At 68.3% G+C, this 23,962-nt stretch carries 21 protein-coding genes and 1 pseudogene; 17 read left to right on the forward strand and 5 right to left on the reverse strand.

The annotated features are described in order from the left end of the window. The 4 genes and pseudogenes from AC1DN0_RS33725 to AC1DN0_RS33740 all read left to right on the forward strand — a co-directional run. Nucleotides 1-182 (forward strand): annotated as a pseudogene (locus AC1DN0_RS33725) (Asp/Glu racemase); the annotation flags it as partial. Nucleotides 183-234: 52 nt separating this feature from the next. Next, a complete protein-coding gene (locus tag AC1DN0_RS33730; protein ID WP_441637560.1) occupies nucleotides 235-1,077 on the forward strand; it encodes an alpha/beta fold hydrolase in 843 nt (280 codons plus the stop codon). 29 nt (nucleotides 1,078-1,106) lie between these two features. Beyond that, nucleotides 1,107-2,225, forward strand: coding sequence for a 2,5-dihydroxypyridine 5,6-dioxygenase NicX family protein (locus AC1DN0_RS33735; protein ID WP_441637558.1), 1,119 nt, complete (start codon nucleotides 1,107-1,109; stop codon nucleotides 2,223-2,225). Further along, nucleotides 2,218-2,847, forward strand: a complete 630-nt coding sequence (locus AC1DN0_RS33740) for an N-carbamoylsarcosine amidohydrolase (RefSeq protein WP_045238944.1) — start codon at nucleotides 2,218-2,220, stop codon at nucleotides 2,845-2,847. Before AC1DN0_RS33735 ends, AC1DN0_RS33740 begins: the two co-directional genes overlap by 8 nt. 42 nt (nucleotides 2,848-2,889) lie before the next feature. On the opposite strand, the gene AC1DN0_RS33745 is transcribed toward AC1DN0_RS33740, so the two are convergent. After that, a complete protein-coding gene (locus tag AC1DN0_RS33745) occupies nucleotides 2,890-3,615 on the reverse strand; it encodes a TetR/AcrR family transcriptional regulator (protein ID WP_035866764.1) in 726 nt (241 codons plus the stop codon). Between the two features lie 162 nt (nucleotides 3,616-3,777). On the opposite strand from AC1DN0_RS33745, the gene AC1DN0_RS33750 reads away from it, so the two are divergent. Continuing rightward, nucleotides 3,778-6,051 carry a xanthine dehydrogenase family protein molybdopterin-binding subunit gene (locus tag AC1DN0_RS33750; RefSeq protein ID WP_477111131.1) on the forward strand — a complete coding sequence of 758 codons (2,274 nt, stop codon included), beginning with the start codon at nucleotides 3,778-3,780 and terminating at the stop codon, nucleotides 6,049-6,051. Between the two features lie 16 nt (nucleotides 6,052-6,067). Here the strand turns inward: AC1DN0_RS33750 and AC1DN0_RS33755 are convergent, their stop codons facing one another. After that, the gene (locus tag AC1DN0_RS33755; RefSeq protein WP_441635879.1) at nucleotides 6,068-6,568 is read right to left on the reverse strand and encodes a MarR family winged helix-turn-helix transcriptional regulator; all 501 of its coding nucleotides are present in this window, start codon (nucleotides 6,566-6,568) and stop codon (nucleotides 6,068-6,070) included. A 78-nt stretch (nucleotides 6,569-6,646) separates the two neighbouring features. Then, nucleotides 6,647-7,621 carry a TauD/TfdA dioxygenase family protein gene (locus AC1DN0_RS33760; RefSeq protein WP_441635881.1) on the reverse strand — a complete coding sequence of 325 codons (975 nt, stop codon included), beginning with the start codon at nucleotides 7,619-7,621 and terminating at the stop codon, nucleotides 6,647-6,649. A 279-nt stretch (nucleotides 7,622-7,900) separates the two neighbouring features. On the opposite strand from AC1DN0_RS33760, the gene AC1DN0_RS33765 reads away from it, so the two are divergent. Beyond that, nucleotides 7,901-8,365 (forward strand): YbaN family protein, encoded by a 465-nt coding sequence (locus tag AC1DN0_RS33765; protein ID WP_441635883.1) that lies wholly within the window; start codon nucleotides 7,901-7,903, stop codon nucleotides 8,363-8,365. A 17-nt stretch (nucleotides 8,366-8,382) separates the two neighbouring features. Here AC1DN0_RS33765 and AC1DN0_RS33770 read toward each other — a convergent pair whose 3' ends face one another. Beyond that, nucleotides 8,383-9,060: a TetR/AcrR family transcriptional regulator gene (locus tag AC1DN0_RS33770; RefSeq protein WP_441635885.1), complete on the reverse strand. Its 678-nt coding sequence runs from the start codon at nucleotides 9,058-9,060 to the stop codon at nucleotides 8,383-8,385. 82 nt (nucleotides 9,061-9,142) lie between these two features. Between AC1DN0_RS33770 and AC1DN0_RS33775 the strand changes: the two genes are divergently transcribed. Further along, complete coding sequence (locus tag AC1DN0_RS33775; protein ID WP_441635887.1) at nucleotides 9,143-10,159, forward strand: LLM class flavin-dependent oxidoreductase; 1,017 nt, start codon at nucleotides 9,143-9,145, stop codon at nucleotides 10,157-10,159. A 107-nt stretch (nucleotides 10,160-10,266) separates the two neighbouring features. Here the strand turns inward: AC1DN0_RS33775 and AC1DN0_RS33780 are convergent, their stop codons facing one another. Further along, nucleotides 10,267-11,838: a methyl-accepting chemotaxis protein gene (locus tag AC1DN0_RS33780; RefSeq protein ID WP_477103487.1), complete on the reverse strand. Its 1,572-nt coding sequence runs from the start codon at nucleotides 11,836-11,838 to the stop codon at nucleotides 10,267-10,269. Between the two features lie 294 nt (nucleotides 11,839-12,132). Here AC1DN0_RS33780 and AC1DN0_RS33785 point away from each other — a divergent pair, with 294 nt between their 5' ends. The 10 genes from AC1DN0_RS33785 (at nucleotide 12,133) to AC1DN0_RS33830 (ending at nucleotide 23,699) form a co-directional block, all read left to right on the forward strand. Then, nucleotides 12,133-13,095, forward strand: coding sequence for an aldo/keto reductase (locus tag AC1DN0_RS33785; RefSeq protein WP_441635891.1), 963 nt, complete (start codon nucleotides 12,133-12,135; stop codon nucleotides 13,093-13,095). 27 nt (nucleotides 13,096-13,122) lie between these two features. Beyond that, nucleotides 13,123-13,884, forward strand: a complete 762-nt coding sequence (locus AC1DN0_RS33790) for a haloacid dehalogenase type II (RefSeq protein WP_441635893.1) — start codon at nucleotides 13,123-13,125, stop codon at nucleotides 13,882-13,884. Between the two features lie 211 nt (nucleotides 13,885-14,095). Beyond that, a complete protein-coding gene (locus AC1DN0_RS33795; RefSeq protein ID WP_477146337.1) occupies nucleotides 14,096-16,117 on the forward strand; it encodes a sigma-54-dependent Fis family transcriptional regulator in 2,022 nt (673 codons plus the stop codon). A gap of 238 nt (nucleotides 16,118-16,355) precedes the next feature. After that, a complete protein-coding gene (locus tag AC1DN0_RS33800; protein ID WP_441635897.1) occupies nucleotides 16,356-17,480 on the forward strand; it encodes an ATP-NAD kinase family protein in 1,125 nt (374 codons plus the stop codon). 11 nt (nucleotides 17,481-17,491) lie between these two features. Then, nucleotides 17,492-18,496, forward strand: coding sequence for a thiamine pyrophosphate-dependent dehydrogenase E1 component subunit alpha (locus tag AC1DN0_RS33805; RefSeq protein ID WP_441635899.1), 1,005 nt, complete (start codon nucleotides 17,492-17,494; stop codon nucleotides 18,494-18,496). A 78-nt stretch (nucleotides 18,497-18,574) separates the two neighbouring features. Continuing rightward, nucleotides 18,575-19,591 carry an alpha-ketoacid dehydrogenase subunit beta gene (locus AC1DN0_RS33810; RefSeq protein WP_035866741.1) on the forward strand — a complete coding sequence of 339 codons (1,017 nt, stop codon included), beginning with the start codon at nucleotides 18,575-18,577 and terminating at the stop codon, nucleotides 19,589-19,591. Continuing rightward, the gene (locus AC1DN0_RS33815) at nucleotides 19,591-20,703 is read left to right on the forward strand and encodes an acetoin dehydrogenase dihydrolipoyllysine-residue acetyltransferase subunit (protein ID WP_441635901.1); all 1,113 of its coding nucleotides are present in this window, start codon (nucleotides 19,591-19,593) and stop codon (nucleotides 20,701-20,703) included. Before AC1DN0_RS33810 ends, AC1DN0_RS33815 begins: the two co-directional genes overlap by 1 nt. Nucleotides 20,704-20,836: 133 nt before the next feature. Continuing rightward, nucleotides 20,837-21,613, forward strand: a complete 777-nt coding sequence (locus AC1DN0_RS33820; RefSeq protein ID WP_441635903.1) for an SDR family NAD(P)-dependent oxidoreductase — start codon at nucleotides 20,837-20,839, stop codon at nucleotides 21,611-21,613. A 64-nt stretch (nucleotides 21,614-21,677) separates the two neighbouring features. Then, complete coding sequence (locus AC1DN0_RS33825) at nucleotides 21,678-22,433, forward strand: lipoyl protein ligase domain-containing protein (protein WP_441635905.1); 756 nt, start codon at nucleotides 21,678-21,680, stop codon at nucleotides 22,431-22,433. A 108-nt stretch (nucleotides 22,434-22,541) separates the two neighbouring features. Then, the gene (locus tag AC1DN0_RS33830; RefSeq protein ID WP_477103482.1) at nucleotides 22,542-23,699 is read left to right on the forward strand and encodes a CaiB/BaiF CoA transferase family protein; all 1,158 of its coding nucleotides are present in this window, start codon (nucleotides 22,542-22,544) and stop codon (nucleotides 23,697-23,699) included. Nucleotides 23,700-23,962: the final 263 nt, after the last annotated feature.

A 23,962-nucleotide genomic window follows, 5' to 3' on the forward strand; every position in this document is an offset into this window, starting at 1 on the left:
ACGCCATCGTGCTGTCGGCCTGCGTGCAGATGCCTTCGTTGCCGGCCGTGGCCAAGGTGGAAGCGATGACCGGCAAGCCCGTGATCACCGCGGCCATCGCCACCACCTACGCCATCCTCAAGCAGCTCGACCTGGAGCCGGTCGTGCCCGGCGCCGGCGCGCTGCTGTCGGGTGCCTACTAAACCGTCTTCGGCTAATGCGGCTAGTCAGGCTAGTTCGACAAAGGAGTCAGCAATGAGCGAGTTTCTCTACGGCGGCAATGTGTTCGCCAACGGCATCCGCCAGCACTACCTGCGCTACGGCGGCGCCACTGGCGCGCGCCAGGGGCGCGACGCCGTGGTGATCGTGCCCGGCATCACCAGCCCGGCCGTGACCTGGGGCTTTGTCGGCGAACAGTTCGGCAAGCACTTCGATACCTACATCCTGGATGTGCGCGGGCGCGGCTTGTCCGAGGCGGGCGATGCGCTGGACTACAGCCTGGATGCGCAAGCCGCGGACGTGACGGGGTTCGCGCAGGCGCTGGGCCTGGCGCGCTACGCCATCGTCGGCCATTCGATGGGCGCGCGCATCGGCATCCGCGCCGCGCGCGGCAATCCCGCCGGGCTGACGCGGCTGGTGATGGTGGATCCGCCCGTGTCGGGCCCGGGCCGCCGTGCCTATCCGTCGCAATTGCCCTGGTATGTGGATTCGATCCGCCTGGCGCGGCAAGGTATCGACGCCGAGGGCATGCGCCGCTTCTGCCCCACGTGGACGGAAGAGCAGCTTCGCCTGCGCGCCGAGTGGCTGCACACCTGCGACGAGCGCGCCATCGTGACGAGCTTCGAGGACTTCCATCGCGACGATGTGCATGCCGACATGCCATCGGTGCAGGTGCCCACGCTGCTGATGGTGGCCGGGCGCGGCGATGTGATCCGCGCGGAAGACATCGAAGAGATTCGCGGCCTGCTGCCCGCGGTGCAGGTTGCCCGCGTGCCGGATGCGGGCCATATGATCCCGTGGGACGACGAGGCCGGCTTCTACCGCGCCTTCGGCGATTTCCTCGGCGCGCCGCTGCTGCGGGACCAGGCCGCAGCCTGATCCGCCGGCTTCACCAGAAAGGAGAACACATGCCAGTAAGCGATCACGACCTGACCCAGGCCTGGCGCCAGGTGCTCACACTGTCAAAACTGGAGCCGGGCCAGACGGTCACGGTGCTGACCGGCGCCGCCACGCATCCGCAAACGCTGCGCACGGCGCAGATGGCGGCCACCGCGATGGGCGCCATCGTCAACCGGCTGGACCTGCCGCCCGTCAACGGCGACAAGGCGCTCAGCCGCGACGCGCTGGCCTATCTCGGCACCACGCCGCTCACCGGCAACCCGGCCGCCATCGCCGCGCTCAAAGCCAGCGACCTGGTGCTGGACCTGATGACGCTGCTGTTCTCGCCGGAACAGCACGACATCCTCTCCGGCGGCACCAAGATCCTGCTGGCGGTGGAGCCGCCCGAAGTGCTGGTGCGGCTGGTGCCCACGGAAGGCGACCGCACCCGCGTGAAAGCGGCCACGGCGCGGCTGGCGCGCGCGCGGGAGATGCATATCGTGTCGGACGCCGGCACCGACCTGCGTTGCTCGCTCGGCGAGTTTCCCGCCATCAGCGAGTACGGTTTCGTCGACGAGCCCGGCCGTTGGGATCACTGGCCAAGCGGCTTTGTGCTGACCTGGCCGGACGAAGGCGGCACCAACGGGCGCATCGTGCTCGATCGCGGCGACATCCTGTTGCCGATGAAATCCTATGTGCAGGAGCCCATCGGCATCACGCTGGAGAACGGCTACGTCACCCGCATCGAAGGCGGCCTGGACGCCGAGCTGCTGAGCGACTACATGGCCTCGTTCAACGACCCCGAGGCCTACGCCATGTCGCATATCGGCTGGGGCCTGCAGCCGCGCGCGCGCTGGTCCACTCTCGCCATGTACGACCGCGAGGCCACCATCGGCATGGACGCGCGCGCGTTCGAGGGCAACTTCCTCTGCTCCTTCGGCCCCAACAACGAGGCCGGTGGCAGCCGCACCACGGCGTGCCATATCGATATCCCGGTGCGGCATTGCACCGTGCGGCTGGACGGCGAGGCGGTGGTCGAGAAGGGCAAGGTGCTGGACAGCGAGTACCAGCAGGCGCAGCAGGTTCAGCAAGTGCAGCAAGTGCAGCAAGTGCAGCAACAAAGGGCCAAGGGAGCCATTCATGCATGACGAAGTCAAGACCTACGAGCGCCAGGGCTTCGGCGCCACCCTGGAACCCAAGGCGCCCTACGGCCTGCTGATCATCGATTTCGTCAACGGCTTTGCCAATCCGGAAGTCTTCGGCGGCGGCAATATCCCCGAGGCCATCGCCAACACCGGGCCGCTGCTGGCCACGGCGCGCGAGCAGGGCTGGCCGGTGGCGCACAGCCGCATCGTGTTCGCCGACGACGACAGCGACCACAACATCTTCACGCTCAAGGTGCCCGGCATGCTGGGGCTGAAGGAGGCCAGCCACAACAGCGCGATCGTGCCGCAACTGGCGCCGCGTGCTGGCGAGCTGGTGGTGCGCAAGACGGTGCCATCCGCCTTTTTCGGTACCTCGCTGGCGGCGTGGCTGACCCAGCGCGGCGTGCGCACGCTATTGGTGGCGGGTTGCGTCACCAGCGGCTGCGTGCGGGCCAGCGTGGTCGATGCCATGTCGCTGGGCTTCCGGCCGCTGGTGTTGTCCGATTGCGTGGGCGACCGCGCAATCGGGCCGCACGATGCCAACCTGTTCGACATGGCGCAGAAATACGCCACGGTGATGCCGCGCGACGAAGCCCTGGCGATGCTCGCCCGGGCGGCGGCCTGAGAAGGTCATCCGGCGATGCGCGCCGACCGCCGGCTGCCAGGGTTACGCGCGCCTGGCGCGCGCCGGCTTCTTGCGCGCGGCGGCGTCCGCCGCCGGGCCGATGGCGGGAGGCGCCACGCAGACCGTGCTCAGCACCGTGCGCTGGATCACATTGCGCCAGTGCTCCAGCGCCGGCTTGCTCATCATGGGCTCGTCAAGGAAGGCACTGAGCGTATGATGGTTCGAGTTGTAGAAGTACCCCAGCGAAGCGATCACCAGGTAGATATCGCGCGCCTGCACATCGGGCTGGAACAGGCCGGCGGCCTTGCCGCGCTCCAGGATGCCGTCCAGCACGGACAGCGCGTAGCTGGAGATCTCCCTGAGCCGGCTCGATTTCTTGGCGTGCTTGCCCTGGCTCATGTTCTCGCTGGACAGGATGGCGACGAACTCCGGATGGTCCAGGTAGTAGCCCCAGACGAAGTCGATCAGCTGGGTCAGCGCGCGCACCGGGTCCCCGGTATCGAGCTGGAGCGCCTGCTCGGCCTCGTTGAGCTGGAGGTAGATGGTTTCGAGGACTTCGACAAAGAGCTTTTCCTTGCTGCCGAAGTAGTAATAGATCATGCGGTCGTAGGTCTTGGCCAGCGAGGAGATTTTCTCCACGCGCCCGCCTTCGTAGCCGCGCAGGGCGAAGACCTTGATGGCTGCCTTGAGGATCTTGGCTCGGGTGTCCTGAGCTTGCCGGGCCCGGGTTCCGGCTGCCGCGCTTTTCTTAGCGGTCGGGGTGCTCATAAGTTTGATACAACTTGCTGTTCAAGGCTGGCAGTATAACGGCCACGGCGGGCGGAGCCGGAATCCGGCGGCCTGCCCGCATGCCCCATCCGAGACATGGAACGAATGGAAACGACCCCCGCCACCGGACCCGAGTCCGCGTCTCTCCCCGCATCGGCACCGATGTCTCCCGGCGCGCTGCGCGACGCCCTGCTGCAGGCGCGCGGCGTCCTGCTGGTGACGCGGGCGCCGCAAGCGGCACCCCGGCCCGCGCCCGGCCAGCCCGGCGCGGCTTCCGACTATGTCGCGGCGCAACCGGACATCTTCGTGGCGCTGCGGGACAACGGCGAGATCCTGGCCTTCAACGGCCACGTCGACCTGGGCACCGGCATCCGCACCTCGCTGGCGCAGATCGTGGCCGAGGAACTGGAGGTGCCGGCGGCGCGCGTGGCGATGACGCTGGGCCATACCCAGCTGACGCCCAACCAGGGACCCACCATCGCCAGTGCCACCATCCAGATCTCGGCACTGCCGCTGCGGCGCGCGGCGGCGCAGGCCATGGCCTGGCTGCGCGGGCGCGCCGCCGCGCGGCTCGGCGTGCCGCCCGAAGCGCTGGACGCGGAAGACGGCCGCCTGCGCTTGCGCGGCGGGCAGGGCGATTGCCTGACGTACGGCGAACTGCTGGCCGGCGAGCATATCGAGTTGCCGCTGGCCGACGACATCGCCACCAAGCCCGTCAGCGAATACCGCGTGGTGGGGCGCGCCGCCGCGCGCGTGGATATTCCCGCCAAGGCCACCGCGCAGCTCACCTTCGTGCACGACGTGCGCGTGCCTGGCATGCTGCATGGCCGCGTGGTGCGTCCGCCATACGCTGGCCGCGATTGCGGCGACTTTGTCGGCACCAGCCTGCGCGGCGTCGACCGTGCATCGATCCATGACGTACGCGGCGTGGTCGACGTGGTAGTGCAGGGTGATTTCGTCGGCGTGGTGGCGCAGCGCGAGGAGCAGGCCATGCAGGCCGCGCGGCGCCTGCGGGTGGACTGGAAGCCGGTGCCGCCGCTGCCCGCGCTGAACGAACCGGGCGACGCGGAGGCCGCGCTGCGCGCCAATCCCGCGACGCGCCGCACCCTGGTGGACGACGGCGATGCGCAGGCGGCGTTCGACGCCGCGCGCGGCGCGGGCCGGGTGCTGTCGCGCGGCTATGCGTGGCCTTACCAGATGCACGCCTCGATCGGTCCCTCCTGCGCCGTGGCCGACTACCGCGAAGACGGCCTCACGGTGTGGTCGGGCACGCAGAATCCCCATGTGCTGCGCATCGACCTGGCGCGGCTGACGGGCCTGGACGAAGGCTGCATCGAGATCGTGCGGATGGAAGCCGCCGGCTGCTACGGGCGTAATTGCGCCGACGACGTCTGCGCCGATGCGGTGCTGCTGTCGCGCGCGGTGGGGCGGCCGGTGCGCGTGCAGCTCACGCGCGAGCAGGAACATTTGTGGGAGCCCAAGGGCGCGGCGCAACTGATGGACGTGCGCGGCGCCATCGGCCCCGGCGGCGAACTGCTCGCCTACGATTTCGTCAGCCGCTATCCGTCCAACGATGCGCCCACGCTGGCGCTGTTGCTCACCGGCATCGTCGGTAACGCGCCGCGCACGCTGCAGATGGGCGACCGCACCGCGGTGCCACCCTACCAATACGCGAACACGCGCATCGGCTGCGACGATACGCCCGCGATCGTGCGCGCCTCGTGGCTGCGCGGCGTCTCGGCCCTGCCCAACGTGTTCGCGCACGAATCCTTCATCGACGAACTGGCGCACGAGAGCGGCGCCGATCCGCTGGCCTTCCGCCTGCGCCACCTGCCCGACGAGCGCGCCGCCGATCTGCTGCGTGCGCTGGCGGCGCACGCCGGCTGGCAAGAGGGCGCGCGCGGCTCGCGTGGCAAGCCCGGCGCCGATGGGCTGCTGCGCGGGCGCGGCGTGGCCTACGCCCGCTATATCCACAGCAAATTCCCGGGCTTTGGCGCCGCGTGGGCGGCCTGGGTGGTGGACCTGGCGGTAGCGCCCGATACGGGGCTTGTGACAGTGGAGCGCCTGGTGGTGGCGCAGGACACGGGGATGATGGTGAACCCCGACGGCGTGCGCCACCAGGTGCAGGGCAACGTGGTGCAGGCGCTTGGCCGCGTGCTCAAGGAGCAGGTGCGTTTCGATGCCGCCGGCGTGGCCAGCCGCGAGTGGGGCAGCTATCCGCTGCTGACGTTTCCCGAGCTGCCGCGCATCGAAGTGGTGCTGATGCCGCGCCAGGAGGAAGCGCCGATGGGCGCCGGCGAATCGGCATCGCTGCCGGGCGCGCCGGCCATTGCCAACGCGCTGTTCGATGCCACCGGGGTGCGGCTGCGGCGTGCGCCGTTCACGCCGGAGGTGGTGCTTGCCGCGCTGGCCGGCGAGCTGGGCCAGCCTGCCTGAGGCGCGTATCGGCGCCTTATTCCGGCTCGCCGTCCGGCGTGCCGCCGCGATCGTCGAACTCGCTCATTTTCCGCAGCAGATAGGTAATCGCCACCCGTTCCGCGGGATTGAGGTCGCCAAAGGTCTGCTCGGAGATGCGGTGCGCGAACGGCACCGTTTCCTCGATCAGCGCGTGGCCGGCCGGCGTCACCGTGATCACCACCTTGCGGCGGTCATTGGTGTCGTGCGAGACCGCCACCAGTTCGCGCGCCTTGAGGCGCTCGATGATGCCGCGCACGGTGGCCTGGTCGATGGCGGTGGCCCTCACGATCTCGCTGAGCGAGCACGAGCCGCGTTCGTTGACCGCGCACATCACCACGAACTGCGCGGCGGTCAGTTGCGAATCGGCAATGGTCTGCTGGAAGATCGCCACATGGCGCTGGTAGGCGCGCCGCAGCAGGTGCCCGACTTGCTCGGTGAAATCGTAGTCGGCGGCGGATTTTTGCGCGGCGGTCTTGCGCGCGGAGGAATTGGACACGATGGGCGGTCTGCGGGCATGAGATAAACGTGCCTCCGAGTATACCGAGCGTGGCCGCGCGCGGCGCGATTTTTCTCGCTACGACGCCGCCCCATGCGCCGCCAGCACCGGATCGCCCTCCAGCGCGCTGGAGGGCCTGCCGTCCACGCCCACCGGCACATCGCCCACCAGCGTGATGCGATAGAGCTGCCGGTCGAAGTCGAGGTCGAAGATGTCCGCGGGCGCGAGGTGCGCGGTAGCGCGGTTGTCCCAGAACGCGATGCTGCCCGGTTCCCATTTGAAGCGCACCGTGAACTCGGGACGCACCACGTGTTCCCACAGCAGTTCCAGYAGTTGCTGGCTTTCGCGCGGCGCGAAGCCCGACAGGTGCTTGAGGAAGCTCGGGCTGACGTATAGCGCGCGCTCGCCGGTCTCGGGATGCACGCGCACCAGCGGATGCTCGCTGACCAGCGCGCGGCTCCTGACCGCGCGCGCGAACTCGTCGGTGGCGCTGGCGCCCGCCGGCGGCGTGAAGCGGTGCACGCCGCGCAGTCCGTCCACGATACGGCGCAGCGGCTCGGACAACGCCTGGTAGGCGGCTACCAGGTTGGTCCATTGCGTATCGCCGCCATACGGCGGAATCACCACGCCGCGCAGGATGGACGCGGCGGGCGGGTTGACGGCCGCCGTCACATCGGTGTGCCAGCCGGTCCACGGACGTTGCACCGCCTGGCCCTCGAAGCGGTTGGCCTTGCGGTGCTTGCCCACCGAGTACAGCTCGGGAAAACCATCCACGTGGCCGAACACGGGATGCCCGATGGTCGGCGCGCCGAACTGCTTGGCGAAGGCGATATGTTGCTCGTGCGACAGATGCTGGTCGCGGAAAAACACCACTTTCCACTTCAGCAACGCGGCCCGGATCGCGGCGACCTCCGCTGCCGGCAGCGGCGCGCGCAGGTCCACGCCATCGATGCGCGCGCCGATATGGGCCGACAGCGGGTGTACGGTGAGGGGGACGTCCGGGTCTCGGGATCGGGTTGCGTCCTCTGTCTGGTCCAGTACGGCAGCGGTCATCTCTGGGCTCCTTCGCAAGTACGGCAGCGCCTGGCCGCCAAACCATTACCATATGCGTGCCGCGCCTCGCGCCCAACGAAGGAATTCGGCTTTGCATATAAGGCGCCAGGCCGCGCGGCACCCGCACGGGGAGGCCGCCGTCACCGTCCGGGCCTTGCCGCCCGGCCTGGCGGCGCGGACAATGTGGCCACCCTTGCCTGTTGCCAGAATCGCCAGAATTGCCAGAACCGGGAGAATCTCGACATGCTGCAACGCCGTTTCCATCCGCGGTGAACCATCTTGGATGATGCCGACGCAGCCTGCGCGCGCGAAGCCGTCCCGGCGTCCCGGTCAGGCGGATCGCCTGCGGGCGATCCGCCGCTGCGGCTGGCGCGCACCCGCGCGGCCCGGCTGCTGCTGACCGGGCTGGCGCTRCTCAGCCTGGGCGTTGCCATTCTCGGGCTGTTCGTGCCCGGCCTGCCTAGTACGGAGTTCGTGCTGCTGTCCGCCTGGGCCGCGGCCAAGGGATCGCCGCGGCTGCATGCCTGGCTGCTCGGCCACCGCGTGTTCGGCCCCATGCTCTACAACTGGCACAACGGCCGCATGGTCAGCCGCCGCGCCAAGTGGAGCGCCACGGTGGCGATGAGCGTCTGCAGCGCCGTGCTGCTGTTCGGCACGCATCGCCCGTGGCTGGCCTACGGGGCGATTGCCTGCATGGCGTGCGTGCTGGCGTGGTTGTGGCGCCGGCCGGAGCCGGCGGCCTGATACGCCGATCGGGGGCGCTACGTGGTTTGTGTTTCGCGCGGCTTCGCGGTCTTCGCGGCTTTCGGCGCCTTGGCCGGGCCTGCCGGCCATGCCAGCATCGCGGTGGCCGCAACCGCCTCCAGCGCGGCGCGCGACGCGCCGTCACGCGCCTGCATCGACATCCCCTGCATCACCGTGTTGTAGAACTTGGCCAGCGCGGCAGTATCGGTGCCGGCCGGCAGTTCGCCGCGCGCGATGCCGTGCTGGATGCAGGCCTGCAAGGCCTGCTCCTTTTCCCTGCGGCGTTCGCGCAGCGTGTCTTCGATGTAGGCGCAGTCGGCCGAGCAGCTGGTGCCGCTCATCAGGAAGCAGCCGGCGGGGTTGCCCTTGGCGCTGAACAGCGCGGCGGCGCCGCTCAGCAGCCCCTGCACGGCTTCGCGCGCGCCGCCCGCGGCTTGCAGCGGCGCATAGAGCAGGGCGCCGTGCGTGTCCGCATAACGGTCCACCGCCTCGTAGAACAACTGCTCCTTGCTGCCGAAGGCGGCGTACAGGCTGGGCGCGGTGATCGCCATCGCCCCGGTGAGGGCGGCGATCGATGTGGAGCCATAGCCATAGCGCCAGAACAGCGACAGGGCCTGGCCCAGCGCCTCGTCGCGATCGAATTGCCTGGGCCGCCCGCGGCCCGCACCGGAAACACTCTTTTTCATAGTGGTCATTATATTTTTCCGTTGCCAGCGGCGCCAGTGGTGATTAACATAGTGATCGTTCAATAAATTGCCACGCCGGCAGGCGTTCGCCATGATTCCCTACTCCCTGCTTGACCTTTCGCCCATCGTGGAAGGCGGCGACGCCGGCCAGGCCATGCGCAATTCGCTCGCGCTCGCCCAGCACGCCGAGCACCTGGGCTACCGCCGCTTCTGGCTGGCGGAGCATCACAATATGCCGGGCATCGCCAGTGCTGCCACGGCGGTGCTGATCGGCTATGTGGCCAACGGCACTTCCACCATCCGCGTGGGTTCGGGCGGCATCATGCTGCCCAATCATTCGCCGCTGGTGGTGGCCGAGCAGTTCGGCACGCTGGCATCGCTGTTCCCCGGCCGCATCGACCTTGGCCTGGGCCGCGCGCCCGGCACCGACCAGTCCACCGCCCGCGCGCTGCGCCGCAGCGCCACGCAGGACACGGCCGATGCTTTCCCGCAGGACGTGGAAGAGCTGCAGGCGTACTTCGACGATCCGCGCCCCGGCCAGCGCCTGCGCGCGGTGCCCGGCGCGGGCCTGAAGGTGCCGCTGTGGCTGCTCGGGTCGAGCCTGTTCAGCGCGCAGCTATCGGCGGCGATGGGCCTGCCTTTTGCCTTTGCTTCGCACTTCGCGCCGGGCTTCATGCGCCAGGCGGTCGATCTGTATCGCCAGACTTTCCAGCCATCGGCGCAGTTGTCCAAGCCTCATGTGATGCTGGGACTCAATGTGTTCGCGGCGGATTCGGACGCGCAGGCGCGGCGGCTGTTCACGTCGCTGCAGCAGCAGTTCCTGGCGCTGGTGCGCGGCAGCCCGGGCCCGATCCGGCCTCCGGTGGACAATATCGAATTGCTGTGGACGGAGACCGAGGCCACGCATATCCGGCGCTCGCTGGCGTGCTCGGTGGTGGGGGATCCGGAGGGTGTGCGCAATGGCTTGCGCAACTTTATCGAGGAGTTCCGGCCGGATGAGTTGATGCTGACGGCGCAGATCCATGACCATGAGGCGCGCCTGCGCTCGTTCGAGATCGCGGCGCAGGCCATGCGGGCGGTGGAGCCGGTGGCGAAGATCGTGCTCTGAACGGAGCTGTCCGCATGTGAAAAGGCCCGCTGCCGGTATGGCGCGGGCCTTTTTTCTCTCCCCCCTGAGTGGAGAGGCGGCACGATCAGGTTTGTAGCCTGTTGCCCTCAGGCCGCCAGCTTGAACGACGCCACCGAACGCATCATCGACTGCGCCTGTTCCGCCAGCGCGCCTGCCGCGGCTGCGGCCTGTTCCACCAGCGCGGCGTTTTGCTGCGTCACCGTGTCCATCTGGTTGACGGCCTGGCCGACCTGTTCGATGCCGGTGCTTTGTTCGTTCGATGCCGCGCTGATCTCGCCCATGATGTCGGTCACGCGCTTGACGGCGCCGACGATGTCTTCCATGGTCTGGCCGGCCTTGGCGACCAGCGCGGAGCCGTTGTCCACCTGGGCCACGGAGTTGTCGATCAGGCCCTTGATCTCCTTGGCGGCGGTGGCCGAGCGCTGGGCCAGGCTGCGCACCTCGCCCGCCACCACGGCAAAGCCGCGGCCTTGCTCGCCGGCGCGTGCCGCTTCCACGGCGGCGTTCAGCGCCAGGATGTTGGTCTGGAAGGCGATGCCTTCGATCACGCCGATGATGTCGACGATCTGGCGCGAGGCGCCGTTGATCTCGCCCATGGTGGTCACCACCTGGTTGACCACCTGGCCGCCGCGCTGGGCGATATCCGAGGCGTTGACCGCCAGCGAGGCGGCCTGGCGCGCATTGTCCGCGTTCTGGCGCACGATGCCGGTCAGTTCTTCCATGCTCGACGCGGTTTGCTCCAGGGCCGAGGCTTGTTCCTCGGTGCGTTGCGACAGGTCGGTATTGCCCGCGGAAATCTGCTGCGTGGCCGAGGCGATCGAATCCGCCGCGCCGCGGATCTCGCCCAGCGTGCCGGACAGGCGCTGCTGCATGCCCTGCATGGCCGCGAGCAGGCTGTCCTTGTCGCCGACGCGGATCTGCACCGGCACGGTGAAATCGCCCGCGGCAATGCGCGTGACCACTTCGGTCGCGTAGGCCGGCTCGCCGCCCAGGCTCTTGCGCACCGTACGGATGATGGCCAGCATGAATGCCGACACCAGCGCGCCGATCAGCAGGGTGCTGATGGCCGCCGAGATCAGGTTGTCGCGGAAGGTGCCTTCGATGTCCTTGAGGAACACGCCGGTCGCCACATGCCAGTCCCAGGCCGGTACGTAGCGCACATAGGTCAGCTTGCGCGCGGGCGTTTCGGTGCCCGGTAGGCGGCCGCGATAGGTGACGAAGCTGTCATCGGGGCTGGCGCCGGCGCGCGCGCCCGCCTTGCCCGCCTCGACGATGCTCTGGTAGACCGGCTTGCCGTCGGGGTCCTTGAAGTCGCCCACGATCTTGCCTTCCGTATCCGGCAGGCCGGGGTTGAGCACCACCTGTGGCTTGGAGTTGAGCAGGAACAGGTAGCCCTTGTCGCCGAAGCGCATCACGCGCAGCGTGTCCTTGGCCGCTGCCTGCGCGGCCTCAAGGCTCATGGTGCCGTTGGCGGCGCGGTCCACGTAGAGCTTGATGATGCCTTCGGCGGTGGCCACCAGGGACTGCAGGCTCTCGCGGCGTTCGGCCATCATGGTGGCGCGGGTGTGCACGGCGCCCCAGGTGCCCAGCGCTAGCAGGGCCAGCCACATCGCCGCCAGCGCGGCCCAGAGTTTGGTGTTCAACGAGATTCGATTCATGATCATGCTTACCGGGAACGGGCAGTCCTTCGCGCCGGCGGCGCGGCATCGGCCTGACCTTGGTGTTGACAGAGCGGCACAGCGGGGACGATTCCGCTCGCTGCGCGGAGCCTGGCCACAGCCGGTTAACGACTCGTCGCCGGCAGGACTTGAATGGCCGATGAACGGCCGATTGAAAAGTGCCTTAAGAGATTCTCGATTCCGAGCCGGCAGGCTTTTCGATCCCTGCCTACAATGTGCCTTTCGCCGCGCCCGGATCACGGGCCGTCCGATGCAACCCACGGAGCAGAACGCATGACCTCAAGCATCACCAAGCGCAAATTGGGCAGGTCCGGGCTGGAAGTCTCACCCCTGGCATTTGGCGGCAATGTCTTCGGCTGGAGCGCCGATGAAGCCACTTCTTTCAAGTTGCTCGATGCCTTTGTCGGTGCCGGGCTCAACTTCATCGACACGGCCGACGTGTACTCCCGCTGGGTGCCCGGCAACCAGGGCGGCGAGTCCGAGGCCATCCTCGGCAAGTGGTTCAAGCGCAGCGGCAAGCGCGCCGGCGTGGTGCTGGCCACCAAGGTCGGCATGGACATGGGCGAGGGCCGCAAGGGCCTGTCGCGCGCCTATATAGAACGCGCCGTCGATGCCTCGCTGCAGCGGCTGCAGACCGACTACATCGATCTCTACCAGTCGCATACCGACGACCAGGACACGCCGCTGGAAGAAACGCTGGACGCCTACGACCGCCTGATCAAGGCCGGCAAGGTGCGCGCCATCGGCGCATCCAACTACAGCGCCGCGCGCCTGGCGGAAGCGCTGGAAACCAGCCGCCGCCTTGGCCTGCCGCGCTACGAGAGCCTGCAACCGCACTACAACCTCTATACGCGCAGCGAGTACGAGAGCGAACTGGAACCGCTGGTGTTGCGCGAAGGCCTGGGCGTGTTCAACTATTACGCGCTTGCCAGCGGCTTCCTTAGCGGCAAATACCGCTCCGAGGCCGACCTGGACAAGAGCGGCGCGCGCGGCCAGCGCGTCAAGGCCTACCTCGATGCCCGCGGCCTGCGTATCCTGGCGGCGCTGGACGAGGTAGCGGCGCGCACCGCCACCAACCCGACGCAAGTGGCGCTGGCCTGGCAGATCGCGCGCCCCAGCATTACCGCGCCGATCGCCAGCGCGACTTCGCTGGCGCAACTGGACGACCTGATCGCCGCCACGCGCCTGCCACTGAGCGCCGGCGATATCGCGCTGCTCGATCAGGCCAGCGCCTGAGCGCGGCTACCCTGGAGGAGATACGGGATGCATGAAAACAGGAAGCGCCACGCCAGCGGCGCCGAAGGCGCGGCGCCGGACCTGCGCGCGGTCAAGGCGCTGGTGTTCGACGTATTCGGCACGGTGGTGGACTGGCGCACCAGCGTGATCGCGGACCTGACCGCGTTCGGGCAGAAGAAGGGCGTCGATGCCGACTGGACTGCCTTCACCGACGCATGGCGCGCGGGCTATGTGCCCGGCATGGATCGCGTGCGCAAGGGCGAGCGGCCCTGGGCCAATATCGACGTGCTGCATCGCGAGCGGCTCGACGCGCTGCTCGACCAGTTCGGCATCGAAGACCTGAGCGAAGCGGAGAAGGACTACCTCAACCGCGCCTGGCACCGGCTCTCCGGCTGGCCCGATACCGTGCCCGGGCTGACGCGGCTGAAGCAGCGCTACATCATCTCCACCTTCTCCAACGGCAGCGTGCCCTGCCTGGTCGATACGGCCAGGTATGCAGGCCTGCCGTGGGACGCCGTGTTCAGCGCGGACATCGTGCGCCACTACAAGCCGGAGACGGAGATCTATCAGGGCGTGATTGCCTTCTTCGACCTGCAGCCGCACGAGGTGATGCTGGTAGCGGCGCACAACAACGACCTGCGGCATGGCCGCTCGCACGGCATGCGCACCGCCTATGTCAACCGGCCCACGGAGTACGGGCCGAACCAGTCGAAGGATCGTGCGGCCGAGTCGGACTGGGATGTGGTCGTGGACAGCCTGACGGCGCTGGCGGACCGGCTTTGCGGCTGAGCTTGCGTAACACGCGGCTGGTCCGCCGCAGGGTGCCGCAAGCGCTCGCCGGCGCACTTCGGATGAAGAGGTTTGCCCAAGCCACTCCCTGTCGGATACATTAGGACTCCCGGCCGCCCGCGCCGCAACTGCGGCGCACAGAGGCAAGCCAGAGCCGGGAGTTGGCTCCCGCCAGGACGGCGGCGCGCCAGGAGACGACAAGGAGACGACGATGGACCTGCGGCAACGCGAGCACATCGACACGGTAGTCCAGCTCACCACCCGCGCCGGCGCGCCGATGCTGCGCGCGCCCGAAACCATCATCCAGAATTCGTGGCGGCGCTGCGTGCACCAGTACGGCCTGGACCCGGCGCGCATGCAGCAGGCCTGCATCCTGCCGCAGACCCGGCTGCGCGAGCACCAGCAACGTATCGACGATTTCGCGCGGATCGCGCGCCACGGCTTGCAGACGCTGTATAGCCAGGTGGCCGGCATGGGCTACGTGGTGCTGCTGACCGATGCGCAGGGCGTGACGGTGGATTACCTGGGCGACGCCAGCGCCGATGCCTCCCTGCGCCACGCCGGGCTGTACCTGGGCGCGCAATGGAGCGAGGCCGGCGCCGGCACCTGCGCGGTGGGCACCGCGCTGGCCACCGGCCAGGCCCTGACCGTGCACCAGGCCGACCATTTCGATGCCACGCATATCCCGCTGACCTGCACCGCGGCGCCCCTGTTCGATTCGCACGGCAGCCTCTGCGCCATCCTCGACATCTCCGCGCTGACCTCGCCGCAGGCCAAGGACAGCCAGGGACTGGCGCTGCAGATGGTGCGCATCTACGCCACCCGCATCGAGAACGCCAGCTTCGTGCGCAGCCACCGGGAGGACTGGATCCTCAAGCTCAATGCCGCGCCGGAATTCGTCGACGTCAATCCGGAATACCTGCTGGCGCTTGACGCAGGCGGCCGCATCGTCGGCCACAACCGCCGCGCCCAGCAGATGCTGGAGGCCGAGCTGGGCGTGCAGCCCGGCGGCGCGCCGGTGCTGGGCATGCCGTTCGAATCGCTGTTCGAGGCGCGGCTCGATGAGCTGGGCCGCTTCGTGCATTCGCGCCCGAGCGAGCAGCGCGCGCTGGCGCTGGCCCGCAGCGGCGGGCGGCTTTACCTGAGCGTGATGCCGCCGGCCTTGCGCTGGCAGCGCGCCCGCGACACCGCCGAGCGGACCACGCCGCTACAGGCGCCGCTGGCCGCCCTGTGCGGAGGCGATGCGGCACTGCAGCAGCAATTGCTGCGCGCCGCCAAGCTGGTCGACTCGCCCATCAACCTGCTGATCAACGGCGAGACCGGCAGTGGCAAGGAATATCTCGCCAAGGCCTTGCACCAGTCCAGTTCGCGCCGCCACGGGCCTTTCGTGGCGGTGAATTGCGCGGCGATCCCGGAGTCCCTGATCGAGAGCGAGCTGTTTGGCCACCTGCCCAACAGCTTCTCCGGTGCCGGCTCCCGCCCCAAGCGCGGGCTGATCCAGGAGGCCGACGGCGGCACACTCTTTCTGGACGAGATCGGCGACATGCCGCGCGAGCTGCAGTCGCGCCTGCTGCGCGTGCTGGCCGAGGGCGAGGTGCTGGCGATCGGCGCGTCGCGCCCGGTGCCGGTCAACCTGCGCGTGATTTCCGCTACCCATCATCCACTGGACCAACTGGTCAGCAGCGGCCGCTTCCGCGAGGACCTGTACTACCGGCTCAACGGCGCGCGGCTGATGCTGCCGCCGCTGCGCGAACGTACGGACCTGGACTGGATGGTCGACAAGATGCTCGGCGGCGCCGAGCAACAGGCCGCCGTGAGCCTGTCGCCCGCGGCGCGCGCGCGGCTGCAGGCGCATCGCTGGCCCGGCAACCTGCGCGAATTGCGCAACGCGCTCGAGTACGCGCGCGCCGTCTGCAACGACGGCCATATCGAGGCGGAGGACCTGCCCGATGGCCTGGGCGAGATGCCGGTGCGGCAAGATCTGCTGCCGGTATTTCCCGGCACGGCRCCCGCGGGCGCGGCGGCCGAAGCCGCCCCGGCCTTGCCGGCGCCCGGTTTCGACCCCCACCTGCTGCCGCCGGAAGGGATGCTGCTGATGCAATACCTGYGCGCGGCGGGCTGGAACCTGAGCGCGGTGGCACGCCAGATCGGCGTAAGCCGGATGACGCTGTACCGCCGCATGGCGCGCTACGGCATCGAGTCGCCCAACCAGCGCGACGCGGGACACCACTGAGGCGGGCGGCGCGGCGTGCCATCGCCGCCCGCTACACCTGTTCACCACCTGTACAACTGATGCTGTGACACCTGTCACGCCGCAGCCCGCGTACACCCCGCAACGTCCCCGTCCGGCCCTGTTTTTCTCGGGGTAATCCCGTGTTTCTTGCCGCCGGAACCCGCTTTCGCGGGGTGGCACGCCCATTGCGATATGCCTGTCGGAACCTGGAAAAAAACCAGGGCGACAGGAGACATGCATGGGTGAGCACGCGCTGGCCGCACGGCCGCTGGTCGGCATCATCGCCAATCCGATTTCCGCGCGCGATATCCGCCGCGTGATCGCCAACGCCAATACGCTGCAACTGGCCGATCGCGTCAATATCGTGCTGCGCCTGCTGGCCGCGCTGTCGGCTTGCGGGGTCGGCCGCGTGCTGATGATGCCGGACCGCGAAGGCATGCGCGTGCTGCTGGCGCGCCACCTGTCGCGCCGCCAGGGTCCGGACGCCGCGCTGCCGGAGGTGGAATACCTCGACATGCCCGTCACCGCGCGCGTCGACGACACCTTCCTGGCCGCACGCATGATGCGCGAGGCCGGCGTGGCCGCCATCATCGTGCTCGGCGGCGACGGCACCCACCGCGCGGTGGTGCGCGAATGCGGCGCCGTGCCGATCGCCGGCCTCTCCACCGGCACCAACAACGCCTACCCCGAAATGCGCGAGCCCACCATCACGGGCCTGGCCACCGGCCTGTTCGCCAGCGGCCGCATTCCCGCCGCGCATGCGCTGGTCGGCAACAAGCGGCTGGACATTGCGATTGCCGGCGAGGGCGAGGTGCGGCATGACATCGCGCTGGTCGACGCCGTGATTTCGCACGAGCACTTCATCGGCGCGCGCGCCTTGTGGAAGACCGAGACGCTGGGCGCGGTCTTCGTGTCCTTCGCCGATCCGCAGGCCATCGGCCTGTCCGCCATCGGCGGCTTGCTTGAGCCGGTGGGCCGGCACGAGCCCGGCGGCCTGGCGATCGAACTCGCCGCGCCCGGCGAGGGCCGCTTCGAGCTGCGCGCGCCGATTGCGCCGGGCCTGCTGCGCGCTGTGCCCATCGCGGGCTGGGAGCGCCTGACCGACGGCGTGCCGCACCGCGTGCGCCAGCGCGCCGGCATCGTCGCGCTCGATGGCGAACGCGAACTGGTGTTCGGCCCGCAGGACACCGTCACCGTGACGCTGCGCGAGCGCGCCTTCGTGAGCATCGACGTAGCCGCCTGCATGCGCTACGCCGCCGCCGCGGGGCTGATGCGCAGCGGGCGCGCGCCACCGCAATCGCAGCAGCAACATCCTCCACCCCAGCCACTGACCGAGTTTTTTACCGCCACCACAAAACCTTGAAGGAGACAGACATGACAGCCAACTCATCCGGCGCCGCCGGGAACACGCTGCCCCTCGACAAGCAGGAACTGCTCGCCGTCTATCGCAGGATGCGCACCATCCGCGATTTCGAAGAACGCCTGCACGTGGACTTCGGGCGCGGCGACATCCCGGGCTTCGTCCACCTCTACGCCGGCGAGGAAGCCGCCGGGGTCGGCATCCTGCACCACCTGGGCGACGGCGACCGTATCGCCAGCACGCACCGGGGCCACGGCCACTGCATCGCCAAGGGCGTGGATCCGGTCGCGATGATGAAGGAGATCTACGGGCGCAAGGGCGGCTCCTGCAACGGCAAGGGTGGCTCCATGCATATCGCCGATCTGTCCAAGGGCATGATGGGCGCCAACGGCATCCTGGGCGCGGGCGCGCCGCTGATCTGCGGCGCCGCGCTGGCAGCCAAGTTCCGCGGCAAGGGAGAGATCGGCATCACCTTCGCCGGCGATGGCGCATCCAACCAGGGCACCTTCCTGGAGAGCCTGAACCTGGCCGCGGTGTGGAACCTGCCGGTGATCTTCGTGATCGAGAACAACGGCTACGCCGAATCCACCGCGCGCGATTACGGCACCGCCGTGGACAGCTACGTGGACCGCGCCGCCGGCTTCGGCATTCCCGGCGTGACCGTGGACGGCACCGATTTCTTCGCGGTGCACGAGGCCGCGGGCGAAGTCATCAAGCGCGCCCGCGAAGGCGGCGGCCCGGCCCTGCTCGAATGCAAGATGGTGCGCTTCTATGGCCACTTCGAGGGCGATGCGCAAACCTATCGCGCCTCCGGCGAGCTCGACGACATCCGTGCCAACAAGGACTGCCTGAAGAAGTTCACCGCGACCGTGACCCAGTCCGGCGTCATCGCCCCGGACGAGCTCAAGGCCATCGACGAGCAGGTTGCCGCGCTGATCGAGGACGCGGTGCAGCAGGCCAAGGCAGCGCCGTTCCCGACGCCCGCCGACCTGCTGACCGACGTGTACGTCAGCTATTGAGCGCGCACCCGGCCCGCTATCCCGAGACGTAAAGACATAACGGCATAACGACAGCAAGCACGATCAGGAGACCACACCATGTCCCGCAAATTAAGCATGAAGCTGGCGATCAACGAAGCGATCGACCAGGAAATGACCCGTGACCCGAGCGTGATCATGCTCGGCGAGGATATCGTCGGCGGCGCCGGCGCGGACGGCGAGAAGGACGCCTGGGGTGGCGTACTCGGCGTGACCAAGGGCTTGTACGCCAAGCATGGCGACAGGCTGCTCGACACGCCGCTGTCCGAATCCGCCTATGTGGGCGCGGCCATCGGCGCCGCCGCCTGCGGCATGCGGCCGATTGCCGAGCTGATGTTCATCGACTTCATGGGCGTTTGCTTCGACCAGATCTTCAACCAGGCCGCCAAGTTCCGCTACATGTTCGGCGGCAAGGCGGAGACGCCGGTGGTGATCCGCGCCATGGTCGGCGCGGGCTTTCGCGCGGCGGCCCAGCACAGCCAGATGCTGACGCCGCTGTTCACGCATATCCCCGGCCTCAAGGTGGTATGCCCCAGCACGCCGTACGACACCAAGGGCCTGCTGATCCAGGCGATCCGCGACAACGACCCGGTGATCTTCTGCGAGCACAAGAACCTCTACGGCTTCGAAGGCGAGGTGCCCGAGAACTCCTATGCGATTCCCTTCGGCGAAGCCAATATCGTGCGCGACGGCAAAGACGTTTCCATCGTCACCTACGGCCTGATGGTGCATCGCGCGCTGGAAGCGGCGGCCACGCTGGCCAAGGAAGGCATCGAAGCCGAGATCGTGGACCTGCGCACGCTCTCGCCGCTGGACATCGACACCGTGCTGGAGTCGGTGGAAAACACCGGCCGCCTGGTGGTGGTGGATGAAGCCAGCCCGCGCTGCAATATCGCCACCGACATTTCGGCGCAAGTGGCGCAGCGCGCGTTCGGCGCGCTCAAGGCCGGCATCGAGATGGTCTGCCCGCCGCACACGCCGGTGCCGTTCTCGCCCGCGCTGGAAGACCTGTATATCCCCAGCGCGGCGCAGATCGCCGATGCCGCGCGCAAGACCGTGAAAGGAGGGAAACACTGATGGCCGACATCACCCCGATCGTCATGCCCAAATGGGGCCTGTCGATGAAAGAAGGCACGATCAACGACTGGTTGGTGGAGGAGGGCGCGCAGATCTCGGTAGGCATGCCGATCCTCGATGTGGAAACCGACAAGATCGCCAACGCGGTGGAAGCGCCGGACGCCGGCACCCTGCGCCGCAAGGTGGCCGCCGTGGGCGACATCCTGCCGGTCAAGGCGCTGCTCGGCGTACTGGCCCCGCCCGAAGTCAGCGACGCGGAGATTGACGCCTTTGTCGCCGCCTACGAGACGCCGGCGGCCGACGAAGACGATGAAGACGCGGCCGCTCACGCCTACCACTTCATCGATGTCGAAGGCATCCGCGTGCGCTATGCAAAACGGGGAGAGGGCGCGCAGACGGTGCTCTTCATCCACGGCTTTGGCGGCGACCTCGACAACTGGCTGTTCAACCTCGACGCGCTGGCGGAAGCGCACACCGTGATCGCGCTCGACCTGCCGGGGCACGGACAGTCCACGCCGAAGTTGCCGGGCACCACGCTGGCATCGCTGGCGGGATTCGTCGCGCGCTTCATGGACGCGCTGGATATCGACCAGGCCCACCTGGTCGGCCACTCGATGGGCGGCGGCGTAGCCGCGCAGCTGGCGGTGGACGCGCCGCAACGGGTGCGTTCGGTGGCGCTGGTATCGCCGGCCGGCATGGGCGATGAGGTCAACAGCGGCTACACCGAAGGCTTCGTCAACGCGCAGTCGCGGCGCGATCTCAAGCCGGTGGTGGAGTTGCTGTTTGCCGACGCGGGGCTGGTCAGCCGCCAGATGCTGGACGACCTGCTGAAGTACAAGCGGCTAGACGGCGTGACGGAGGCGCTGGGCAGCCTGGGTGCGAGCCTGTTCGGCGGCGGCCGGCAGAGCGAGCAGCCGGGCCGCAAGCTGGGCGATAGCGGCAAGCCGGTGCTGGTGATCTGGGGCGCGCAGGATCGGATCATTCCCGCGGCGCATGCGGAGAATGCACCCGCCGGCGCCACCGTGAAGGTGTTCGACGATGCGGGCCATATGAGCCAGATGGAGAAGGCCAACGAAGTCAACGCGCTGCTCAAGCGGCATGTCGGCGGCTGACGAAGCGGAGTCGCGCTGCTCTTCTCCCCGCTCCCGCAAGCGGGAGCGGGGAGAAAGCCGGCGTGTCGCGCGACGTAATTCATTGCCGTACGCACTTAAGACAATCAAAAAAAACGCGCAAAGGAGACCACCCATGGACGAACCCCTGAAGGGACAAGTAGCCGTAATCACCGGCGGCGCACGCGGCATCGGCCGCGGCATCGTGCTGACGCTGGCGCATGCCGGTGCGGACATCCTGATCGCCGACCTGCTTGAAGACGCCATGCGCGAAACTGCGGAAGAGGTGCGCGCGCTCGGCCGTCGGGTAAGCACCCTCAAGGTCGACGTGACAAAACCCGAGATGCACCGCGCGATGGTGAAGCAAGCACTTGGCCATCTGGACGGCTTCGACATCCTGGTCAACTGCGCCGGCGTCATCAGCATCCACCCCGTGGAAGCGCTAAGCGAACGCGACTGGGACTTCGTCATGGACGTCAACGCCAAGGGCACCTTCCTGGGTTGCCAGGCCGCGCTGGAGCACATGAAAGCCCAGGGCAGAGGCCGCATCATCAACGTCGCTTCGATCGCCGGCAAGGAAGGTTTCCCCAACCTCGCCCACTACAGCGCCTCGAAGTTCGCCGTGGTTGGCTTCACCAACGCACTGGCCAAGGAAGTCGCCCGCGACGGCATTACCGTCAACGCCATCTGCCCCGGCATCGTCCGCACCTATATGTGGGACCGCCTGTCCGACGAATGGAAGGCCGAGGGCGAATCGGTCGAAGACTCCTGGGCCCGCCACCAGCTCACGCTGATCCCGCAAGGACGGGCCCAGACGCCGGAAGACATGGGCAGGATGGCGCTGTTCTTCGCGACCATGGACAATGTGACCGGGCAGTCGGTCAACGTCGACGGTGGCTTCACCTTCCACTGACCGGCACCGGGCCGCACCGCGGCCCGGTTACGCGCATCCCGCCCCGGCGCTTACCGGCCATGCCATGCGATTTGAAACCCTCGATCCCGATCCGGCCGACCCTGATCCCCTCCACGCCGAACAGGCGCTGCTGGAACAGGCATCCGCCGGCCGCTGGCTGGCGCATCTGTGGCAGGCGCCCGTCTCGCTGGTGGTGCCGCGCAGCTATCTGCGCCATGCGCGACTGGACGCCGCGCGCAGCGACTTTGCCGCGCGCGGCTGCCCGGTCTGGCTGCGCCTCTCCGGCGGCGGGCTGGTGCCGCAAGGCCCCGGCATCCTCAACCTGAGCCTGGCTTACCCCGTGCGCGGCGGCGCCGGCACCTGCGCCGAGCCGGTCTACCTGCACTTGTGCGAGGTGCTGGCCGGTGCCTTGAACAAGCTGGGGCTGCGGACGCACTGGCAGGCCGTGGACGGCTCGTTCTGCGATGGCCGTTTCAACCTAGCCTGGGGCTCCCCGGAACTGGCCCGCAAGATCGCTGGCACCGCGCAGTACTGGCGCCGCGTGGCGGGCGCCGGGGACGCCAGCCTGCACGTTGTGCTGGCCCACGCAGTCCTGCTGGTCAGCGCCGATCCGGAGGAGATCAACCAGCGCGCCAACGACTTCGAGGCCGCCATCGGCAGCGGGCGCCATTACCGGGCCGACAAGGTGGTCAGCGTGGCCCAGGCGCTGGCGGAAAGCGGCCAGCCCGTGCCCGGCGACCTGGGCGAACGCACTGCCCAGGCGCTGCGCGAGGCGCTTGCCGCGACGCCGCCGGCCTTCGCCGCGGCGTCCCTGGCTTAAGCGGCCCCGCGCGGATTCGTCGGTATTGACGATTCCGGCCCCTGGCGTCCGTGGCAAACTGACCGGCTAGACGCTCCGCCTGAAGGAGCAGACAACCGGAGACAGGACATGGCGGGACCGTTGGCGGGACTGAAAGTGGTGGAAATGGTTGGGATCGGCCCTGCGCCCTTTTGCGCGATGATGCTGGCCGACCAGGGCGCCGAGGTGATCCGGATCGACCGGCCCCGCCCGGCCCAGCCCGGCGAGGCGCCGGCCACCGGCGCGGGCAAGGCGCGCTGCGACGTGACCGCGCGCGGCAGGCGCTCGCTGGCCATCGACCTGCGCAAGCCCGGCGCGGCCGGGGTCGTGCTGGACCTGATCGCCAAGGCTGACGTGCTGATCGAAGGCTTCCGCCCGGGCGTGATGGAACGCCTGGGGCTGGGCCCGGACGTTTGCCTGGCGCGCAACCCGGCGCTCGTGTACGGCCGCATGACCGGCTGGGGCCAGCACGGGCCGCTGGCTCAGGCAGCCGGCCATGACATCAACTACATCGCCATCGGCGGCGCGCTGCATGCCATTGGCCGGCCGGGGCAGCCGCCCGTGGTGCCGCTCAACTACGTCGGCGACTTTGGCGGCGGCGGCATGCTGCTGGCGTTTGGCGTGATGTGCGCGGTCAACGAGGCGCGTAATTCGGGCAAGGGGCAGGTGGTGGATGCGGCGATGACCGACGGCACCGCATTGCTGTCCGCGATGATGTACGGATTCAAGGCGGCCGGGCGCTGGAACAACCAGCGCGGCGACAACCTGCTCGATGGCGCGGCCCATTTCTATGACACCTATGCGTGCGCCGACGGCACGTATGTGGCGGTGGGCGCTATCGAGCCGCAGTTCTATGCGCTGCTGCGCGAGCGGTGCGGCTTGGACGATCCGCTCTTCGACAAGCAACTCGATAAGCGCCACTGGCCCGAGTTGAAGGCGCGCATGACCGCGCTGTTCCTCACCCGCACGCGGGCGCAGTGGTGCGAGTTGCTGGAAGGCAGCGATGCCTGCTTTGCGCCGGTCCTGGACTGGGATGAGGCGCCGCAACATCCGCATAACCGGGCACGCGAGACGTTTCTTGAGATCGATGGGGTGATGCAGCCGGCGCCGGCGCCGCGTTTCAGCCGTACGCCGGCGGGGGTGCCTCTGGCGCCTGTGGAGCCTGGTGCGGATAGTGAGGCGGTGTTGCGGGATTGGGGGGTGGGGGGGGAGGTGATTGGGGAGTTGCGGAGGGATGGGGTGATTTGATTCTGCGATTGCGATTGCGATTGCTATTGCGTCTGCAACTGCTTAACGTCAAAGGCAACTTCAAAGGCTTAAAGTCAAAGGCGGTTTCACCTCCCCTCCGGGGAGGCGACCTACTTTCTTGTCTTGCCAAGAAAGTAGGCAAAGAAGCGCGCCGGATGGGGCGCCCCCCCTCGTCGGCAGACAAAAAGAGCGGCCGGGACCCAAACTCGCATCGCCTTAAGGCGATACTCAAACATGGGTCCCTCTCTTCCGCTCTTTTTGCC

The organism is Cupriavidus sp. 05N39, from assembly GCF_056397325.1.

What these genes read in the sequence shown, in the direction of transcription:
- AC1DN0_RS33730 (WP_441637560.1), top strand. Translation starts at nt 235, where the DNA reads ATGAGCGAGTTTCTCTACGGCGGCAATGTGTTCGCCAACGGCATCCGC.
- AC1DN0_RS33735 (WP_441637558.1), top strand. Translation starts at nt 1,107, where the DNA reads ATGCCAGTAAGCGATCACGACCTGACCCAGGCCTGGCGCCAGGTGCTC.
- AC1DN0_RS33740 (WP_045238944.1), top strand. Translation starts at nt 2,218, where the DNA reads ATGCATGACGAAGTCAAGACCTACGAGCGCCAGGGCTTCGGCGCCACC.
- AC1DN0_RS33745 (WP_035866764.1), bottom strand. Translation starts at nt 3,615, where the DNA reads ATGAGCACCCCGACCGCTAAGAAAAGCGCGGCAGCCGGAACCCGGGCC.
- AC1DN0_RS33750 (WP_477111131.1), top strand. Translation starts at nt 3,778, where the DNA reads ATGTCTCCCGGCGCGCTGCGCGACGCCCTGCTGCAGGCGCGCGGCGTC.
- AC1DN0_RS33770 (WP_441635885.1), bottom strand. Translation starts at nt 9,060, where the DNA reads ATGACCACTATGAAAAAGAGTGTTTCCGGTGCGGGCCGCGGGCGGCCC.
- AC1DN0_RS33775 (WP_441635887.1), top strand. Translation starts at nt 9,143, where the DNA reads ATGATTCCCTACTCCCTGCTTGACCTTTCGCCCATCGTGGAAGGCGGC.
- AC1DN0_RS33780 (WP_477103487.1), bottom strand. Translation starts at nt 11,838, where the DNA reads ATGAATCGAATCTCGTTGAACACCAAACTCTGGGCCGCGCTGGCGGCG.
- AC1DN0_RS33785 (WP_441635891.1), top strand. Translation starts at nt 12,133, where the DNA reads ATGACCTCAAGCATCACCAAGCGCAAATTGGGCAGGTCCGGGCTGGAA.
- AC1DN0_RS33790 (WP_441635893.1), top strand. Translation starts at nt 13,123, where the DNA reads ATGCATGAAAACAGGAAGCGCCACGCCAGCGGCGCCGAAGGCGCGGCG.
- AC1DN0_RS33800 (WP_441635897.1), top strand. Translation starts at nt 16,356, where the DNA reads ATGGGTGAGCACGCGCTGGCCGCACGGCCGCTGGTCGGCATCATCGCC.
- AC1DN0_RS33805 (WP_441635899.1), top strand. Translation starts at nt 17,492, where the DNA reads ATGACAGCCAACTCATCCGGCGCCGCCGGGAACACGCTGCCCCTCGAC.
- AC1DN0_RS33810 (WP_035866741.1), top strand. Translation starts at nt 18,575, where the DNA reads ATGTCCCGCAAATTAAGCATGAAGCTGGCGATCAACGAAGCGATCGAC.
- AC1DN0_RS33815 (WP_441635901.1), top strand. Translation starts at nt 19,591, where the DNA reads ATGGCCGACATCACCCCGATCGTCATGCCCAAATGGGGCCTGTCGATG.
- AC1DN0_RS33820 (WP_441635903.1), top strand. Translation starts at nt 20,837, where the DNA reads ATGGACGAACCCCTGAAGGGACAAGTAGCCGTAATCACCGGCGGCGCA.
- AC1DN0_RS33825 (WP_441635905.1), top strand. Translation starts at nt 21,678, where the DNA reads ATGCGATTTGAAACCCTCGATCCCGATCCGGCCGACCCTGATCCCCTC.
- AC1DN0_RS33830 (WP_477103482.1), top strand. Translation starts at nt 22,542, where the DNA reads ATGGCGGGACCGTTGGCGGGACTGAAAGTGGTGGAAATGGTTGGGATC.